The sequence below is a fragment of the Streptomyces sp. NPDC058464 genome, assembly GCF_042721035.1.
GTDB lineage: Bacteria > Actinomycetota > Actinomycetes > Streptomycetales > Streptomycetaceae > Streptomyces.
Map to the genome: position 1 here is coordinate 1 of NZ_JBHXMA010000086.1, position 19,082 is coordinate 19,082.

At 67.4% G+C, this 19,082-nt stretch carries 13 protein-coding genes; 8 read left to right on the plus strand and 5 right to left on the minus strand.

The annotated features are described in order from the left end of the window. The first annotated feature begins 78 nt into the window (after positions 1 to 78). Complete coding sequence (locus tag ACFWPQ_RS50490; RefSeq protein ID WP_384051718.1) at positions 79 to 2,526, plus strand: glycoside hydrolase family 2 TIM barrel-domain containing protein; 2,448 nt, start codon at positions 79 to 81, stop codon at positions 2,524 to 2,526. A gap of 293 nt (positions 2,527 to 2,819) precedes the next feature. Here ACFWPQ_RS50490 and ACFWPQ_RS50495 read toward each other — a convergent pair whose 3' ends face one another. From ACFWPQ_RS50495 to ACFWPQ_RS50510, 4 genes are all read right to left on the minus strand, one after another. Further along, entirely contained in the window at positions 2,820 to 3,500 is a 681-nt protein-coding gene (locus tag ACFWPQ_RS50495) for a TetR/AcrR family transcriptional regulator (protein WP_384051720.1), read from the minus strand. A 204-nt stretch (positions 3,501 to 3,704) separates the two neighbouring features. Continuing rightward, on the minus strand, positions 3,705 to 4,700 hold the full coding sequence (locus ACFWPQ_RS50500) for an aldo/keto reductase (protein ID WP_383720969.1): 996 nt from the start codon (positions 4,698 to 4,700) through the stop codon (positions 3,705 to 3,707). 4 nt (positions 4,701 to 4,704) lie between these two features. Next, positions 4,705 to 6,108, minus strand: a complete 1,404-nt coding sequence (locus ACFWPQ_RS50505; RefSeq protein WP_383720966.1) for an acyl-CoA reductase — start codon at positions 6,106 to 6,108, stop codon at positions 4,705 to 4,707. 11 nt (positions 6,109 to 6,119) lie between these two features. Further along, the gene (locus tag ACFWPQ_RS50510) at positions 6,120 to 7,415 is read right to left on the minus strand and encodes a hypothetical protein (RefSeq protein ID WP_383720963.1); all 1,296 of its coding nucleotides are present in this window, start codon (positions 7,413 to 7,415) and stop codon (positions 6,120 to 6,122) included. Positions 7,416 to 7,932: 517 nt separating this feature from the next. Here ACFWPQ_RS50510 and ACFWPQ_RS50515 point away from each other — a divergent pair. From ACFWPQ_RS50515 to ACFWPQ_RS50525, 3 genes are read left to right on the plus strand one after another with little or no spacing between them, the layout of a single operon-like run. Further along, on the plus strand, positions 7,933 to 8,595 hold the full coding sequence (locus ACFWPQ_RS50515) for an enoyl-CoA hydratase/isomerase family protein (RefSeq protein ID WP_383720961.1): 663 nt from the start codon (positions 7,933 to 7,935) through the stop codon (positions 8,593 to 8,595). Then, the gene (locus tag ACFWPQ_RS50520) at positions 8,592 to 11,510 is read left to right on the plus strand and encodes an AMP-binding protein (protein WP_384051723.1); all 2,919 of its coding nucleotides are present in this window, start codon (positions 8,592 to 8,594) and stop codon (positions 11,508 to 11,510) included. Before ACFWPQ_RS50515 ends, ACFWPQ_RS50520 begins: the two co-directional genes overlap by 4 nt. A gap of 2 nt (positions 11,511 to 11,512) precedes the next feature. Further along, positions 11,513 to 12,508, plus strand: coding sequence for an NADPH:quinone oxidoreductase family protein (locus ACFWPQ_RS50525; protein ID WP_383720956.1), 996 nt, complete (start codon positions 11,513 to 11,515; stop codon positions 12,506 to 12,508). Between the two features lie 16 nt (positions 12,509 to 12,524). Here ACFWPQ_RS50525 and ACFWPQ_RS50530 read toward each other — a convergent pair whose 3' ends face one another. Beyond that, positions 12,525 to 13,532, minus strand: a complete 1,008-nt coding sequence (locus ACFWPQ_RS50530; protein WP_383720953.1) for an AraC family transcriptional regulator — start codon at positions 13,530 to 13,532, stop codon at positions 12,525 to 12,527. Between the two features lie 114 nt (positions 13,533 to 13,646). On the opposite strand from ACFWPQ_RS50530, the gene ACFWPQ_RS50535 reads away from it, so the two are divergent. From ACFWPQ_RS50535 to ACFWPQ_RS50550, 4 genes are all read left to right on the plus strand, one after another. Next, positions 13,647 to 14,609 (plus strand): 3-hydroxyacyl-CoA dehydrogenase, encoded by a 963-nt coding sequence (locus tag ACFWPQ_RS50535; protein WP_383720950.1) that lies wholly within the window; start codon positions 13,647 to 13,649, stop codon positions 14,607 to 14,609. Continuing rightward, on the plus strand, positions 14,606 to 17,020 hold the full coding sequence (locus ACFWPQ_RS50540; RefSeq protein WP_384051725.1) for an alpha/beta fold hydrolase: 2,415 nt from the start codon (positions 14,606 to 14,608) through the stop codon (positions 17,018 to 17,020). The genes ACFWPQ_RS50535 and ACFWPQ_RS50540 overlap by 4 nt, the downstream gene beginning before the upstream one ends. Further along, positions 17,007 to 17,927: a TIGR03620 family F420-dependent LLM class oxidoreductase gene (locus ACFWPQ_RS50545; RefSeq protein WP_384051728.1), complete on the plus strand. Its 921-nt coding sequence runs from the start codon at positions 17,007 to 17,009 to the stop codon at positions 17,925 to 17,927. Before ACFWPQ_RS50540 ends, ACFWPQ_RS50545 begins: the two co-directional genes overlap by 14 nt. Positions 17,928 to 18,158: 231 nt before the next feature. After that, entirely contained in the window at positions 18,159 to 18,941 is a 783-nt protein-coding gene (locus ACFWPQ_RS50550; RefSeq protein ID WP_384051731.1) for an MBL fold metallo-hydrolase, read from the plus strand. Positions 18,942 to 19,082: the final 141 nt, after the last annotated feature.

Sequence of the window (19,082 nt, forward strand, 5' to 3'; positions counted from 1 at the left end):
GCCTCGGTGCCGCGAGGCCGGCCCGGAAATGCGGGCGACCGCAGACCTTGTACAACGGATACGAACGAAGAGGGACTCGTGCTCCGCATTTCTTTCAACGACGGCTGGCAGACCCGGCCCAAGGTGAACCCCTTCGCCGAACTGGGCGGCACCACGGCCCCGTTCCAACCGGCGACCGTGCCGCACGACGCGATGATCGAACGGGAGCGGGTCGCGCCGATGGGCGAGATCGGGATGGAAGGCGGGGCGGGGGCCTACTTCCCCGGCGGGACCTTCGAGTACCGCAAGACCTTCTACGTCGCAGAGGAACACCGGGGCAAGCGGATCATCCTTGAGTTCGAGGGCGTGTACCGCGATGCGACCGTGCACATCAACGGTGACTACGCCGGGCAACGCCCCTTCGGCTACTCCCAGTTCCACATCGACGCCGACCGATTCCTGCGCTTCGGCCAGGACAACGAGATCAAGGTCGAGGCCCGCAGTCACCGCGACTCGCGCTGGTACACCGGCGCGGGTATCTACCGTGACACCTGGATGCTGGTCGGTGACCTGGTACGAATCGCCCCCGAAGGCATCCGCGTCACCACTCCCGACATCGACGCCGAGCAGGCAGTTGTGGAGGTGAGGACCAGGGTCGAGAACGACTCGATCTCGATCCGAACCCTCGACGTCACCACCGAGGTCCGCGACGGATCTGGGACCGTGGCCGCCACCGACATCTCCAGGATCACGGTGCTGCCCGGCGAGCCGGCAACGGTGCGTCAGCGTCTCTACGTGCAGGATCCGTTGTTGTGGAGCCCGGATACACCCGCTCTCCACAGCGCGAACGTTGTCCTGAGCGACGGGGATGGCCAGGTGGACGCTGACAACGTCACCTTCGGCATTCGCTCGCTGCAGTTGGACCCCCACCGCGGCCTGCGGATCAACGGCGAGAGCGTGAAACTGCGTGGAGCGTGCGTCCACCACGACAACGGTGTCCTGGGCGCGGCGACGTTCGCCCGCGCCGAGGAGCGGCGGGTGCAGATCCTGAAGGACGCCGGGTTCAATGCGATCCGGATGTCCCACAACCCGATGAGCAAGGTGATGCTGGACGCCTGCGACCGACTCGGCATGCTCGTCGTGGACGAGGCATTCGACATGTGGACCTCGGGCAAGAGCGAGTTCGACTACAGCCTCAGCTTCCCCGAGTGGTGGGAGCGCGACATCGAGGCGATGGTCGCCAAGGACTTCAACCACCCCAGCGTGATCCTCTACTCGATCGGCAACGAGATCCCCGAGGTCGGGTCCTCGTCGGGAGCCGCGTGGGGTCGGAAGCTCGCCGACAAGGTCCGCTCGCTGGACGGCACCCGATACGTCACCAACGGCATCAACGGCATGCTGGCCGTGATGGCCGACCTGGCTGCCAGGAAGCAGCAGACGGCCGACGAGGGCGCGGGCATCAACACCATGATGGCCGACCCGGCGGCGGGCATGAACGCGATCGGTGCCTCCGAGCTGGTGAGCCGGCGCACCACCGAGTCCTTCGCGGTCCTGGACGTGGCCGGCATGAACTACATGGAGTCCCGCTACGCCGCGGACCGGGAGCTGTTCCCCAACCGGATCATCCTGGGCACCGAGTCCTTCACCACTCACATCGACGGCAACTGGAACCTGGTCAAGCAGTACAGGCACGTCATCGGCGACTTCGCCTGGACCGGCTGGGACTACTTGGGTGAGGTCGGCATCGGCCGGCCGCAGTACCTCACTCCGGACAACCCACGCCCCGCCTTCTCCGCTCCCTATCCCTACCTGGTGGCCGGCTGCGGTGACATCGACATCACTGGACACCGCCGGCCCGCCTCCTACTACCGCGAGATCGTCTTCGGTCTCCGCACCCAGCCGTACCTGGCCGTCCAGCGGCCCGAACATTACGGGCAGGCCAGGGGGTCAGCTCCCTGGGCCTGGAGCGACACCGTCTCCAGCTGGACCTGGCCCGGCTTCGAAGGCTCGCCCGTCGTCGTCGAGGTCTACAGCGACGCCGACGAGGTGGGGCTCTTCGTCAACAACCGCTTCCTGGGGCGCCGGCCCGTTGGCGAGCACCACCGTTTCCGCACCGCCTTCGACACCCTCCACGAGCCGGGCGAGCTCCTGGCGATCGCCTACCGTGACGGCACAGAGACCGGCCGCAGCATCCTGCGGTCGGCCACCGGCCCGGTCCTGCTGCATGCCGAGGCCGACCGGCCGGTGATCACGACAGCGGGCGGCGACCTCGTGTACGTCACCCTGACCTTGACGGACTCCGACGGGACCCTGCACACAGGGGCCGACCGGCTGGTGAGTGTCGAGGTCACCGGGCAGGGCGCTCTGCTCGGGTTCGGAAGTGCTGACCCCTCGACCGAGGAACGCTTCGACGCCAAGCAGCGCCACACCTACCAGGGCCGCGTCCTGGCCGTCCTGCGCCCGACCGGGGCAGGCCAGATCCGTCTCACCGCCAGTGCCTCGGGGTGCGAGCCGGCCGAAATCTCCGTCACCGTCACCACCAAGTGAGCATGCCTCATGCCGAGCACGTCATCGGGGTTCGAGGCCAGGACGCTACCTGCGGTATGAACTACCCGGCCCGGGGAGGGTGCCGCACCCGCGATTCGAGTGTGCTGATGCCGCGCGGGGTAAACACGCCCGCGAGGATCTTGCGGTGAAGGTCACTCTCGCATGCGCTGGTAGGTCGGCCACGGATCAGGCGCGAAATGAGCATCATCGGGGTCCCAGCTGAGCGCGCCGTTCTGGCTCACGGGCGAGCCTCTCGCTGCCGAGACAAGACCTTCGGCGAACATGTCCGGCGGTCAGCAGCGATGAAGGCTGCGCAGGAAGACTTGCACGGCGAGTTCGGTGTGTTCCTCCTGCACCTCTGGCTCTCGCAGGATGCCGAGCGACGCGAGCCGGGCCGGCACGCTCGCGACGAGCCCGAGGAACAGCTCGGCGAGCATCGCGGTGTCACCAGGAAGGGCGATCGCCCCGGTGGCCGCGTGCCGCTCAAGCAGTTGTACGACGAATCGCCTCCTCGGAAAGGTTGGTGCGGCGTATGTCTGACGGGCGAGGTCGGGGAAGCGGTCGGCCTTGGCGATGGCGATGCGCGCCAACTTCACCATCGACGGGTGCAGCGCACGGCGGACCGCAGCCTGCGCGACAGCACGCAGCGCGACTTCAAGGTCGTCCAGGTCCGGCGGCTCCGATTCCCGAATGGGCCAGTCCGGCTGCACGATCGCCCACTGGACCACCTCCTGGAAGAGCGCCTCCTTACTGGAGAACCGGGCGTACAGCGTTGCTTTGGTGGTCCCGGCCGCGCTCGCGATGGCATCCATCTTGGTTGCTTCATAACCCTGTTCCAGGAACACCGCCAGCGCGTGCGCGCGGATGTCCTGTTCGAGTTGGGCCGCCTGGCCCCGGGTGGGGCGGCCGCCGCGAGGGGAACGCGGCCGGGTACCTGTACCAGACATGATCTCAGTCTGCCAGACCTGGAACACCGGCTCACGATCAGTCGGCAGAGAAACGCGATGATCAGACCGGTCGGCTGGCTGTGCCGACCGGCACCGGCCGCCTTCGCAGCCACCGTGAAATGCCCCTGGGCCGACAGGCGAGTTCGGGCGGATCGCACCGATGACGATCACGAGCCGGGACACGGCGCACAACGGGCGGTGGCCGGGGGCGAATCCGCCGGTGCGCTCCGTTCACTCGTCTCCTGCGGGAACAGACCCCACGGATCTCTCCCCAAGCGCTGCGGGAGACAGGACACTGCGGCGGTCGTGCAGGAATTCCTGGGGGTAATCGTGCCTGACGCGTGTGGCGGCGTCGAGGCGTTCCATCTGGACGTCGTCGAGTCGCAGACTCCGTGCGCCGAGGTTGTCGTGGGCCTGCTTGAGAGTACGTGCTCCCAGTACTGGGACAAGGCCCTGCCGCAGGAGCCAGGCGAGGGCGACACGCGCGGGCGTGGCCCCGGTCTCGGCAGCGGTCTCCCTGACGGCGTCCACTGCCTGTCGCCGGGAGCTGGAGAGCCGTGGGCCTGCTCCCTTGCCGGTCAGGAGCCCTCGGGCCAGAGGGCTCCAGGCCGTCACCGTGAGGCCGAGGGCTCTGGCCATCGGAAGAAGTTCGCGGTCCGGGGACCGGGCGGCGAGGGAGTACTCGATCTGCATGCCGCAGTAGGCGGTCCAGCCACGCAGTTCGGCAATGGCCTGGGAGCGGGCGACGACCCAGGCGGGGGTGTTGCTGACGCCGATGGCCAGGACCTTGCCGGAACCGACGAGATCGTCGAGTGCCCGCAGCGTCTCCTCGGTAGGGGTGCACTCGTCCCACGCGTGAACCCACAGCAGATCTACGTAGTCGGTGCGCAGGCGGCGCAGGCTGGCCTCTACGCTGTGCCGCAGGCTCTTACGGTGGCTGCCGCCGGAGTTCGGATCGGATCTGCCGGTCGGCAGAGTGAACTTCGTGCCGAGCACGATGGCGTCGCGTTCGGCAGAGATCAGGCGTCCGACGATTTCCTCGCTCGTGCCGTCGTTGTAGACGTTGGCGGTGTCCAGAAAATTGCCGTCCGCCTCACGGAAGGCCGTGTAGATCTCGCGGCAGGTGTCCTCCTCGGTACCGAATCCCCATTCGGTACCGAACGTCATCGTCCCCAGGCAGAGCTCGCTGACGCGCAGCCCGGACCGGCCCAACAGGCGCGTCCTCATGGCTTCAGGCATCGTCGTCAGCCACCCAGTTGACGAACCTGTGCAGCGGGTACATACCGTCGTGCGGGTTGCCGATGCTGCCGGTGAGGGCGCTGCCGAGCTTCACCAGCCGCTGCACTCCCGCGGTCGCCATCGGGTCCCGCAGTTCAGTCTTGCGATCCCCCGGGTAGACGCCCACGGTCTGGGTGGCCACGGTCGCGAAGGCCGCAGCGTCCAGGACGGAGCCGATGGGGATGACGTTGACGGTCTTGTTCTCCGGATGGAAGTCCACCGGCTCGGGCGAGCGCACCACCAGCCCCCGGCCGTCGTAACCGCCCCAGACCCGGTACTCGGGATCGAGGAAGCGCAGGCCGTCGACCGTCTCGCGGATGTCCCGGGGCGTCTTCGGACCCGCGGCGGAGGCGAAGTCGCGTTCGACACCGAGCCGTTCGCACAGCAGGGCGCAGAATCGGTCGGCCTGCTCGGTCGTGCCTTCGACACAGATGTGGCGAGCGGCAACACAAGCGTCCTGGTTGAAGACGGTCGCGTCCGCCGCCGCCAGGTCGGCCACCTCGCGCAGAGTCTGCTCGGAGGCGAAGGCCTCTCTGCCGATGACGGCCATCGAGACCTTCGGATCGAAGGAGATCAGCTGGAAGCCGGGACCGGCGTACTTCGCGGCGTTCTCAATGGCCGGGCCGCCGCCCCAGGCGACCAGTTTGTCGAAGTACTGGGAGCGGTACAGGACGCCTTCGACCCGGGCGTCGCCGCCGCGCCAGTACACCGCGGACATCGAGCGGAGCACGGGGTGATCGGGGTCGATATCGGCCATGGTGCGCAGTACGGCGACGGTGGTGAACGGATCGGCGGAAGGCATCTTGAAGACGTTCACACCCTTGACGAGTGCGGCGTCGGCGATCGAGGTCATGGCCGCGCTCGGGGAGTTCCCGGCAAGCATGTGGACCAGCCGTGGGGGAAAGGCACGGACCCGGCTGACCCGGCCGTTCGGGTCCGTGTGTTCGACCCAGCCGTCCAGGACGTCGGGGCCACCGAAGGTGCGCTCGATGCGGTATTCGAGGGCCTCGCGGGTGAGGAACTGCCCCGGTCGGCGGAAGGTGTTCTCGATGATGCGACGTGGCAGAGCACTCACCCTCAGGGTCATCTCAAGCGATTCCTGGAGGTGGGAGTTCTTCTCAAGGGTGAGGTGCTCACCGATCTCGACGAGGTAGTCGATGATCTCGGCGACCGGGACGTCGAAGGCCGGTCCGGGCCGGGTGCGCGGCTCGAAGAGCCCGTTGAGTTCGAGCTTCGGCGTGACAAACGGCACGTTGAAGTCACGTGAGAGGTACTCGGTGTCCTCACCCCAGATCAGGCGGCCCTGTACGAAGTGCGGTACCCGGATCTTCGAGGAGACGGGCGCTGTGGTGTTCATGGCCACCCCTCTCAGTCCTCGATGAAACCGCGTACATAGGCGTCCATGGTGCCCGCGCACGTGATCTTGTCCCCGTCAGGGAGATCGGAGTAGCGGGTGATCTCGTCGAAGACGGTCGATCCGGGCCGGCCGCAGGGACAGACTCCGAGGTCGGCAATGATCTTGTCGCCGGAGATCGTTCCGCCCCACCGCCCGTCGACCGTCATGTCGAAGAAGGCGGCCCGGCCCTCGACCTGGCCATCCGAGACAGGCGCGAGAGACTCGCCCTCCTTGTCGAGCACGAAGAGTGTGAGTTCTGGAGGTACGTGGTAACGACCCGCGGGGCACTTGGCGAGCCGGACGTTCAACTCCTGCATGGAGTAGTAATGCAGGAACCGGCTCGGCTCGATGTTCAGCAGTCGGAAAATCTGCTCCCGGTAGTCGGGCGGCAGGCGCATACCCTTCAGCCCGCCGCCGGCCATCAGCGCGTTCCGGCCGGTGAGGTCCCCATCGGACGCGCCGAGTTCCCTGAGGATCTCGCACAGCCGATACAGCAACGGGAGGGTCGCGTTGAAGAAGACGCGTTCGGAGCGTCGCATGAGCAGCTGCTCGGCAAAGTGGCGAAGGCGCCGCTCGGTCTCGGCCTGACGACCCGCCGACTCCGCCTCGAATGCCGCGACCTCATCGGGAGCGGCCGCGCCCTCGGCCATCGCGCGGCGCATCGCGGCGAGGCGGGCCATGTAGCCGTACGGTCCGGCCGGCGCGTTGCCGCGAGGGAACGCAATCGCGTCCGGTCGGCCGTAGGAGGAGATGAGCAGGTCACGGACGGCGACGTGCTGGCTGATTCGCGTGTCCGGTCCGATGGGCAGGACGTGCCACGACGGATCCGGGGGCAGACCGAGCGCGCGAAGACAGCAGATCAAGTCCCCCAGTGAGGCCTTGCGATCCGCGCGGGTCTTGTTGAGGAACGAGCCCTTGCCGCTGGTGCCACTCGAACTCGCCACGAGATGCCCCGACGCCTCCAGCCGCTCGATCCATCCGTCGACGTCCTCGACACCGGACACATCGACGTCGCCGACCCGGTGAGTCGACAGTGAGTCGAGCCATCGGTTCATCTGGGCCCAGTGCCCCTTCACGATCAGTGACTCTGGGTAGCTCTTGTACGTCATGTGAGGGAAGAGCAGCGGAAGCATGTCCTCAGGCGAGCGGATCGTCGTGATCCCCTCCGCCTCGGCCCGCCGGGCCAGGACGGGAACCTGACCGCGGCGTTCCTGGAAACGCGCGTCGAGCCCCTTGATCACTTCCGGGTCATGCGCCGTGACTGGCATTGCGCCTCCGATCGTGATGCGATCACCGATAACTATACTTTCGGGTATAGTTTTGTCCAGAGGGCCGACTGGCGCCAACAGCGCTCGGCTCGATGAGATCGCAGGAGTCCTCCGGCCCGTCGTCGACCAGACGTACCCGTTCGATGCGGGGGGCGCGGTCGTGATCGCGGTGATGTGAGGCCGTACCCGGTCGGTCCCGCGGCGTGGCGGACGTCGGGGACCGCGAACGGGTCAGTCCCCGATCGCCCGCGCAGGGACCGCACATGGCGTCGCCTCGACTGCGCCCGTGACGCGGCCGGCCGCCACGGTCTTCCACCAGCCCCAAGTCTCCGGTACGAACGGCCCGTAGTCGTCTGATGTCAAGAATTGGTCGCCTGAAGCCAAGCCCGTGGGGCGCCGAAGTGTCACGATCGTGGAGCCGAAGTCACACCCGTACCGGACATACCGACTGGTCGGCGTCTTCTGAAAGGCCGGGCCATTGTCATCATTGGACTGCGAACTTCTCGAGGGCGCGCTCGTGGTCACCCTGGACCGCGAAGAGCGCCGCAACGCCATCGACGACGACATGCGCAACGCGCTTCTCGCGCTTGTGCGTACCCAACCGGAACCGCCGAGCCGCGTGCTGGTGTTCCGCGCTCGTGGACCGGTGTTCAGTGCCGGCAACGACATGAAGATGATCGAGGCCAGGAAGGCGGCGGGCGGAGCCCAGGCACTCGGACAGCTCCAGCTCGAATCGCTTCAGCTTCTGCAAGCCTTCGCCACCTGTCCTGTGCCGACGCTGGCCGTCGTCGACGGTCCCGTCTACGGGTACGCCGCGGACATCGTCACTCACTGTGACTGGGTCATCGGCAGCGAACGGGCCACGTTCCACTGGCCCGAATGGAAGTTCGGGATCATGCCCACGGGGTCGAGCCTCGAACGAAGTGGTCCCGAGTTCCTCTGGCGCGGCCTTTCGGCGGGGTTCACCGCTGAGGAGGCGCTCTCCTCGGGTCTGCTCAGACAGCTTGAGAAGAGCGAGGATCTCGACGCCGGCCTCCGCGCACACACCGGATGGGTCGCCGAACTCTCGCCCGGAATGTACGAGGCGTGGCGCGCCGCCGTTCTCAGTGTCCGCCGTCCCCCGCCGGACCTCTGGTCCCGCCTCCCCGGCTTGTGGGCTCCCGAAGAGGACCAGTCGTGAGCACGAACGTCGCACGCCTCGCCGCCGAGGTCGGTGTGCCGCTCGACGAGATGCGCGACTGGTCGGTCTCCCAGCCGGACGAGTTCTGGGCCGCGGTGTCGCGCCTGTACGGGCCGCAGTGGACCACGCCCTACGAGAGCGTTCGTGGGACCGTCCCGACGGGCCCGGAGTCCTGGTTCCCCGGCGGTCGGACGAACATCGCCGCGTGGGCGCTCAGCGAGTCCCACCCCGAGAGGCTGCCGGCTCTGCGTTGGCTGAGCGAAGACGGCGCGGCCCTTCGGCTGACGCGGGCAGAGCTTCGGGCCGCCGCAGCGGAGATCTGCCACCGCCTTCGGGCACTGGGCATCGGGCCCGGCAGCAGGGTCGGCCTGGTCGCCGCACCGCACTGGTGCGGCTCGGCAGCCATCCTCGGCATCCTCGCCGCGGGCGCGTCCTGCCTGCCGCTCTTCTCGGGATACGGCGCGGGCGCCCTGCGCGACAGGGTCGAGGCAGGCGCGCCCGATCTGATCCTCGTCCAGGGCACAACGTGGCGCAAAGGCACCGAGTACGACATCGCAGCGCCGGTTCGTGCCGCCGTGGGCACCCTGCCCCGGCTCGGAGTGATCACGCTCAACACCCGAGGGACGACGCAGCCGGGTGACCCCGCGGCCTGGGATGTCGCTGAGCTGACCACGAGCAGGACTCCGTGGGCACCGGCGGCCCTGCCGTCGGGCGCGCCCGCGATCGTCCTGTTCACCTCCGGGTCGACCGGGCTCCCCAAGGGCGTCGTCCTCTCCCACGCGGGATACGCCCACCAGCTTGCCTCCGAGTGGCGGCTGCACCTCGATCTGAGGGAGGGCGATCGTGTGCTCTGGCCCGCCGATCCCGGCTGGGTCGTCGGCTCCTTCACCCTGCTCGGTGCACTGGCCGGCGGCGCCGAGTTGACGCTGCTCGACGGGAATCCGGCAGCCACCATCACCAGGCACGCGGACTTCTCCGATGTGACGGTCCTCGGCGGATCGCCCAGCTTCCTGGCCTCGGTCGCTCACGGCCCCGAGGCGTACGGGCTCCGCCCGCGGATCATCGCGGCGGCCGGGGAGCCGTTCAGCTCCGAGGCATGGGCGGCGGTGGAGCGGAGCCTGTCCGGCAACCGCCCGTCGATCATCAACCTCTGCGGCGGGACCGAAGTCGGGACGTGTCTGCTGGCCACTCTTCCCTACGACGTTCCTCCGAAGACCGGCTTCGGTGGCCCGGCGCTCGGCGTGGACGCGGACGTCGTAGACGACCTCGGCAGATCGGTGAGCGACTCCCTGGGAGTGCTCGTCGCCCGCAACAGCTGGCCAGGACGAGCGATCGAAGTCTTCAACACGCCGTACGGTCTCGACGGGTACTTCCGCCGGTTCGGCGGCGGCGTGTGGTCGCAGGAGGACCTGGCCATGCGGACATCAACGGGATGGTTCGTGAAGGGCCGGGCGGACGAGGTCCTGAAGATCGCCGGCCGCCGCGTCGGCCCGAGCGAGATCGAGGACGTGGCCCTTGCCACCGATGGGACGTCCGCATGCGTTGCCGTCGACGCGACCGTTGACGGGCACAGCGTCCTGATCGTGGTCGTCGAGTCCGCACCGGGAGCGGACACCGATGTCCTGGCGCGGCAGGTCAGTGCGGCCATCGAGGGCGACATGGGCCGCCCGTTCCGCCCGTTCTGGACAGGCGCCGGCCCGAACCTGCCACGCACGACGACCGGGAAGCTCGATCGCCGAACGGTGCGCAACGAGGTGCGCGCCTCCATCGCATCGGCGACAGGAACCACGGCGACACAGGCGCTTCGCGCCTGGATGGATACGACCACTCTCACCACCACCGCTACCACCACCCAGCCGTCGACAGCGGCACGTCACCCGAGGAGGACCACCATGAACACCGTCAACTGGGACCGCGTCCAGCGAGGCCTTGAGCGAGAGAACCACCGCATGATCTGGCGCCCCTACGGGTTGCCGACCGTGAGCGACCCGAACCGCTCCAGCTTCTTCGAGGGTGAGGTCTCACCCCGCTGGGACGTGCCCCGCCAGATGGCGGTGTCGGTCGCGATCACCGGAGCCTTCTTCCAGCACGAGCAGAACCCGAACCAGCCGATCACCCCGCAGGAGATCTACGAGGAGGCTCGCGCTGTCGCCGCAGCAGGTGCGAGCACCGTGCACATCCACGTTCGCGATGACAAGGGCTACAACACGCTGAGTGCCGACCGGTTCCGCGAGGTGATCGTTCCGCTGAAGAAGGAGTTCCCGGACCTCGCCGTCGACGGATGTCTCGTGGCGGCACTGGACGGCGAGTGGGAACAGATGAAGGAGGTCCTCGCAACGGGGCTCCTCGACGCGGTACCGCTCAACACGGCGGCGACCTATGTCGGCGACGCGCTGTTCGCGAAGCCGATCCCGGTCATCCTCGAGAAGGCGCGATTGATCCTGGAGAGCGGCGCCAAGCCGATCATCGCCTGTTACACGGACGGCGACATCAGCAACGCGGACCGGTTGCTCTTCAAGTCGGGCCTGATGCAGTCCGGTGCGTACTGGTGTCTGCTGCCGGCCCTTCCGGGATGCAGCCCGATGACGACCCCGAGGCAGGCCTTCGAGGGGCTGCTCCACCTCTCCTCGGCGATACGCGAGGTCGACCCCGAGGCGACGATCCTCGTCTGTGCCGCCGGCCGCGCGTCGACGTACCTGGTCACCGCCGCGGCTGCCCTCGGCCTCCACGTGCGGGTCGGCATGGAGGACACCATATGGAACTGGCCGCACCGCGACGACCTCGTCCAGTCGAACCTGCAGATGTTCGAGACGGCCAAGGACCTGGCCAGGCTTCTCGGACGAGACATCCCTGATCACGCCGAGTACCGGTCCCTCGTCGGCCTTGCGCCCGCATCCGTGCCGGCGAAGGGCTGACCGTGCCCATCACACACCAGGGCCTGGTCTGCTCGGCCTTCGGGCCGGTGAGCGACCTGCAGTGGCTCTCCCGGCTACAGCGCGAGTTGGGGCCCGAGGACGTGCGGGTGGCCGTGCGCGCGGCGAGCGTCGGATTCATGGACAACCTCATGGCCCGGGGCCTCTACCAGCTCAAACCCGACCTCCCGTACGTGCCGGGCGCGTGCGGGGCCGGGGTGGTCACCGAGGTCGGCGAGAGCGTCACGGACTTCCTGGTCGGCGAGCGCGTCTCGTTCCTGAACTACTTCGGAGCCTTCGCCGAAGAGATCGTCACCGAGCGGTCGACGCTCGTGCGTCTGCCTGCCGACATGGCGTTCGACCAAGGGGCGGCCTTCCGTCTCACCTACAACCCGGCCTACTTCGCCCTCTCGGTCCGAGGAGGCCTGCAGCCCGGCGAGACGCTCGTCGTGACCGGGGCCACCGGTGGGGTCGGCGCAGCCGCGGTGCAGCTCGGCCTGAGCCTTGGCGCCACGGTCATCGCCGCGGTCAGCAGCCGTGAGAAGGCCGGGTTGGCCCTCCAAGCCGGGGCGCACCACGCCGTTGTCTACAGCGACGGGAGCCTGCGCGACACGGTCAAGGGCCTCACCGGAGGGCGTGGCGCCGACGTCGTCCTCGATGTGATCGGAGGCGACGTCTTCGACGAGCTCACACACTGCGTGGCACCGCTCGGCCGCCTCCTCGTGATGGGCTTCACGAGCGGTCGCATACCGCAGGTCGCGACGAACCTCATGCTGCTGAAGAACGCGTCCGTGGTCGGCGTCTTCTTCGGCGGCTGGGGGATCGGCAAGAACGCCGAGCAGGTCCGTGCGCTCAATGACCGCCTCTTCGAGCTCGCGTCCCAGCGAGCCCTTGAGGTGACCATCGGTCATCAACTCCCGATGCACGACGCAGCCATGGCACTGGAGTTGGTCGCCGAGCGCGAGACGATCGGCAAGATCGTCCTGTACACCGAAGGCTGACCGGTCTGGGCCAGGTCTAGGCCGTCGTTGTCCTGTCCCGCCGGCGCGCGGCCAATTTGCTCGGTGACTCGCCGTACCAGCGCTGGCAGGCTCGGGAGTAGCTGCTCTGCTCGGAATAGCCGAGCATGGTCGCGATCTGCGATGCCTGCATCCCGGTCGCGGCGAGTTGCCAGGCCATGGTGCGCCGCACGTCGTCGAGGATCTTCTCGAAGGACGTGCCCGACTGGGCGAGCGTGCGCTGGACGGCGCGCGGATGCAGGGCCATCTCGTGGGCGACGACGGTCAGGCTGGCCTGGTTGACCATCAGCAACCGTTGGATCAGCTCATGGACATGGTCGGCGAACTCACGGTCGGGCCTGACCTGAGCGAGGTAGTTCTCCGCCAGGGTCAGCGCCGCGGCATCTCGTCCACGAATCGGCCTGGCCAGCACATGGTTCGGCAGATGAATCGAGTTCACGTCGCTTCCGAACTCGATGGGACAACCGAACATCTCCTGATATGTCTCGGGCGGTGAGATACGGCGGTGCTGCATGGTCACCTTGAGCGGGACGAAGTCGTCACCGACCATCAGGCGGAAAGCGTCCATCGCCACGCCGAGGGCCTTCTCCACCATCTGATCGCGGTGCGGGAGCTGCCGCAGGGTGATGGCGAAGGTGAACGCCGCCGCTCGCGGTCCGCGCCGGAGCTCGGTGACATCCGCGGGTGCGCAGTTGTACAGGTATCGCGAGACGCCCTCGATTGCGTCAGCGACGGTCTCCGAGTGGCGGATGATGACCGCGACCGGACCCAGGATCTTGATGTCCTGCCTGCGCGCCAGACGCATGCCGAAATCCGGGCAGTCCAGCTCCTGCGCCGCAGCACCGATCACAGATGCCGCCGCGGTGTAGCTGATGAAGTGCTCGTAGTCCCCCGCCGTTGCGGGGTCGATGCCATGTGCGCGCATCAGTGCCCCGGCATCGCCACCGAGGGTCGATACCAGGTCCTCGAACGCGAGCAGCGCGGTGCCCCTCGTAAGATTCGCCATTGTCGTGAGATGTTAACCATTCGTCGTGTGAAGTCAAGGACTCGCGATCGTCGTGCTGGCACGCTGGCGGCAGTTGAGGTCAGAGGCTAAAGCAGACGAAAGGAACTGCCAGTCATGTCGTCTCTCGAGAAGCTCACCGTCCTGGGAGCAGGCGTCCTGGGTGGGCAGATCGCCTGGCACAGCGCGTTCAAGGGCAAGACCGTCGCGGTATACGACATCGCGCAGGACGCCATCGACCGCTGCCGGGCCGCGCACGATCAGTACGCCGCCATCTACCGTGCCGAGGTCGGTGCCAGCGACGCGGACATGACCGCCACGCGACAGCGCTTGACCTACGGCACCGACCTGGCTGCCGCAGTCGCGGAGGCCGACCTGGTGATCGAGGCGGTGCCGGAGATCCCCCAGGTGAAGACCGCGGTCTACGAGGAGATGGCCGAGCTTCTCCCCAAGGACACGCTCATCGCGACGAACTCCTCGACGTTGCTGCCGAGTGACTTCGCATCGGCCACCGGCCGTCCGGACAAGTTCTGCGCACTCCACTTCGCCAACATGATCTGGGCCATGAACTACACCGAGGTCATGCCGCACGCCCGGACCTCGCGAGAAACGCTCACTGCGGTGACGGAGTTCGCCGTGGAGATCGGGATGGTGCCGATCGCCCTCCGCAAGGAGCAGAACGGCTATGTCGCCAACAGTTGGGTCGTCCCACTGCTGAATGCCGCGCAGACGCTGGTGACCAACGGCGTTGCCACACACGAGGACGTGGACCGCACGTACCTCCTCACAGGAGCCAAGGTCGGGCCGTTCGGCATGATCGACATGATCGGCATGGAGACGTGTCACAACGTCCTCACCTACTGGGGGAGTGTGCGGGGCGACGCGCAGATGAACGCCAACGCCGACTACATCAAGACGCACTTCCTCGACCGCGGATTCCTGGGGCTGCAGACCGGCAGGGGTTACTACGAATACCCCGACCCGGCCTTCGAACGCCCGGGTTTCCTCGCGGTTCCCGACATCTCGGTCGTCCCGGACCTCGTGACGCTGATGACGACACAGACGGAGACACTGGCATGAGCGCCGACGCCGCGACGACCACGAAGCTCGGGCATGTCGACGTGTTGGTCGTCGGCGCCGGCATCTCCGGCATCGGCATGGCCTGCCACCTGAAGAGAAAGCAGCCGGACCGGACCTTCGCGATCGTCGACAGTCGCGACTCGATCGGCGGGACCTGGGACCTCTTCCGCTACCCCGGCATCCGGTCCGACTCCGACCTGCACACCTTCGGCTTCGAGTTCAAGCCGTGGACCAGGGACAACGCGATCGCCAACGGCGACGAGATCCTCGACTACCTGCACGAGACGGTCGCCGAGAACGACCTCGCTCGCCACCTGCACCTCGGGCACAAGGTCGTCCGCGCAGACTTCTCGTCCGACCAGGCGCGCTGGATCGTCACGCTGGAGCGCGCGAGTGACGGCGAGCAGTTCGACGTCACCTGCGGCGTGCTGTTCTCCGGTGCCGGCTACTACGACTACGCCCGCGGGCACACGCCCCACTTCGAGGGGCGCGAGGACTTCCGCGGTCAGATCGTGCACCCACAGCTGTGGCCGGAGGACCTCGACTACACCGGCAAGAAGGTCGTGATCATCGGCAGTGGCGCCACGGCCGTGACGCTCCTGCCGGCGCTGGCCGAGAAGGCCGGCCACGTCACGATGCTGCAGCGCTCACCGGGATACATCATGCCCATCCCGCGCAAGGACCCGATCGCGAACTCGCTGCGCCGGCTGTTGCCGAGCCCCGTCGCGTACCGGATCACCCGCAGGATCAACATCAACAGGATGAAGCTGCTGTACAACCTCAGCCAACGCTTCCCGAAGCAGATGCGCCGCGTGATCCGCAGGCTGAACACCATGGTGCTTCCCAAAGGGTACGAGGTGGATACTCACTTCAATCCGCACTACGGCCCGTGGGACCAGCGGCTCTGTGTGGTCCCGGACGCCGACATGTTCAAGGCCATCTCGAGCGGCGACGCCTCGGTCGTCACTGATCGCATCGTGCGGTTCACCGAGGGGGGGATCCTGCTCGCGTCGGGCGAGGAGCTCGCCGCCGACATCATCGTCACCGCGACCGGCTTCAGCATCCTGCCGTTCGGCGGGATCGCACTGGAAGTCGACGGTGAGCCGGTCGACCTCCCCAGCCGCATGGTCTACAAGACGATGATGGTGAGCGGCGTGCCCAACTTCGCGTTCGCGATGGGCTACCTCAACTATTCGTGGACGCTCAAGGTCGACCTCGTCGCCGAATACCTGTGCCGACTGCTCGTCCACATGGACAGCCACGGCTACGCCACCGTCACCCCGCACGTAGACGATCCGACGCTGACCCGACGGCCGTTCCTCGACATGGAAAGCGGCTGGGTCGGTCGATCCAAGGACCTGTATCCGCAGCAGGGCTCGCACGGCCCGTGGACGGTTGACCAGAGCTACGCGCCCGACCGCGACCGGCTGACCAAGGCCCCGATCGAGGACCCCGCCCTGAAGTTCACCGCAGGCCGTGGTCGACTCGCAGCCACCGGCCGTACGACCACGCCCACCATGATCGCTGTCCAGGGCCGGCCGACCCGGGTTCGTATCGTGGGAGATCCGGCGAACCCGCCACTGCTGCTGCTGCACGGGATCGGCCGCAGCCTCGAGGACTGGGCTCCGCAGTATGCCCGCCTGGCAGACACCCACCGGGTGATCGCGCTCGATCTTCCCGGCTCAGGGTTCTCGGCCCGGGTGCCCGAGCCCACCACGCTGGAGGTCCTGGCACGCGGCGTTCTCGAGACGCTCGACACCCTCGGCGAGCGGCGACCGCTGCACGTGGTCGGCAACTCGCTCGGCGGCGCAGTCGCCATGCAGCTGCTCGCCCTGGATCCGGGGCGGGTCGCCAGCCTGGTGCTGGTCGACAGCGCCGGCTTCGGCGCGAAGGTCGCACTTCCGCTGCGGCTGCTCGCCCTGCCCGTCTTCGGCGAGCTCATGACCCGACGGACCACACGTGGCGGCGCGCGCATGGCCGAACGCCTGATCTTCACCGACCGGACGCTCGCGACTGGGGCGCGGATCGAGCACGCCATGGACATCGCCGGCCAGCCGGATACAGGCACGGTGGTTCTCGAGACCACCCGTGCGCTCGCCACCGTCCGCGGAATCAAGCCGGAATGGCGCGCACAGTTGGCCGCCGCCGTCACGAAGCATCCTCGCCCGACCCTGGTCATCTGGGGCGACCGCGATCGCATCGTGCCGGCGGCCAATCTCGAAACCGCGCACCGGGTGTTCCCGCACGCCGAGACCCAGTTGTTCACTGGTGTCGGTCACATGCCGCAGCTCGAATGCCCCGACGACTTCGCAGCCCGCGTGCTGGCGTTCCTGGCGGACGCGGAGCCAATGCCTGCGGCGAAGGGCCGACACGACGACGCGCGCCAGGAGGAACTCGATGGGCAGCATTGACGGCCGGGATCTTGGGACATTCGGGGTCTGGACCTTCGACTTCGAGTTCCAGCCTGCCGCGCAGATGCGGGCGTCGATCCAGGAGCTGGAGGAGCAGGGCTGGAGGGCGTTCTGGATTCCGGAGCTGTTCGGCCGCGAGGCGCTCACGCACGCCGGCTATCTGCTCGCCTGCACCGAGCGGATCAACATCGTCAACGGCATCGCGCGGATCTGGTCGCGCGATGCCCGGTGGACCCACGGCGCCGCCGTGCTCCTGGCCGACGCCTACCCCGACCGCCACGTGCTCGGGCTCGGGGTCAGTGGCTCACCCCCGGCAACAACCACGCCCCTGGCGGCGATGAACGCGTACCTCGACGAGCTCGATGCGCTGACGACCCCCAATCCGGCGCCGAAGGCGCCGATGCGCCGCGTCCTGGCCGCGTACGGGCCGAAGATGCTCCAAATGGCTCGTGACCGCTCTTCCGGCGCGCACACGTACAAGGTCAACGTGGCACACACACGGCAGGCGCGGCAGATCCTCGGGCCGGACGCGTTCCTCGGCGTCGAGCACGCCGTGCTCTTCGAGTCCGCCCCCGACAAAGCCCGGGCGATCGCACGCGAGCACCTGCACACCTATCTCAACACCCCGTTCAACTTGGCGAAGTTCCGCCGCCTCGGCTACTCCGAGGAGGACATCGCCAACGGGGGCAGCGACCGGCTCGTCGACGATCTCGTCTTCTGGGGCGACCTCGACACCATCGTCACCAAGCTCCATGCCCACGTCGAGGCCGGCGCGGACCATGTCGGTGTGCAGGTCATCGGGATCGAGCCGGGTAAGTCCGCGATGCCCTACTGGCGCATGCTCGGCGAAGCGCTCCTGCCCCGGGACCACGTGCACCGACCCACGATCCAACCGCTCGTCCAGTGAAAGACACTGCCCAATGAAGATGGGCGGATCTTCTTCTGGGGGCGTTCGTTTCGAGCCCCACGGGCTGTCGATCACCACTGCGTCCATGGATGCGTCGACTGCCCGATTCTCTCCTGCCCCAGCGGTCTGCCCGCCTGTGATGACGCCTCGGATCAGGCCTCTGTCGGTCAGCCGCTTCATGACCTCCGATCGCAACGGATCACCGACGGAACCTCAGTAAGGAGCAGAGCAATGCGAGGCACCATCACCATCGTCGACAAGGGCAACGTACGGGTGCACAGCTACATGGCGCCCGAGACCGGCCTGAACGTCACCACCCAGCTGATCGAGACCCCGAGCCTGCTCATCGCGGTGGACGGCCAGGTCAACGTCGCGGACGCCGACGAGGTCGTCGAATACGCCAAGGGGCTCGGCAAACCGCTGGACCGGCTCATCGTCACCCATGCGCACCCGGATCACTTCCAGGGCGCAGGCCGCTTCAACGTGCCCATTCACGCATTGGAGATCGTGCGTGAACAGATGGCGGCGCGGGGTGATCTGCAGGACCTGAACGGCGTCCCGATCCCGGCAGCGGAGATGGCCCCCACCGACCTGATCACCCCGGGTACTGAGGTGATAGACGGTGTTCCGTTCGTCTTCGAAGCCGTCTCCGGCGGTGAGACCACGGACCAACTGCTGATCCGGCTGCCCGAGCACGGCGTGCTGGTGGCACAGGACCTCGTGTACCACCACACTCACCTGTTCGTCGGGAACGACGACATTGCCCGCTGGCAGGTCATCCTGGAGTCGCTGGCGGCCGACCCGGCTTACGACACGATCCTGCCCGGACACGGGCTGCCCGCAGGACCGGCCGTTCTCGCCGAGAACGCCGAGTACTTGCGGGTAGCCAGCGAGCTTCTCGGTGACGACGGCGAGGCCTACAAACAAGCCATCATCGCGCGCTTCCCCGCCCTCGGAGTTCCGTTCGTGATCGACATCAGCAACTTCTACCTGTTCGGCACCCGACCCGCCTGACCGTTCCAAGTTCCGGACTGGCACCCGCGCCAAAGACGTGATCCGACGGGGCGCCCCCGCGGGTAACGGCTTCTGTGGGGGTTTACCCAAAAACCCACACGTTTTTTGCGAGGTGGTGCCCTCACCTCCGATCAAATTACA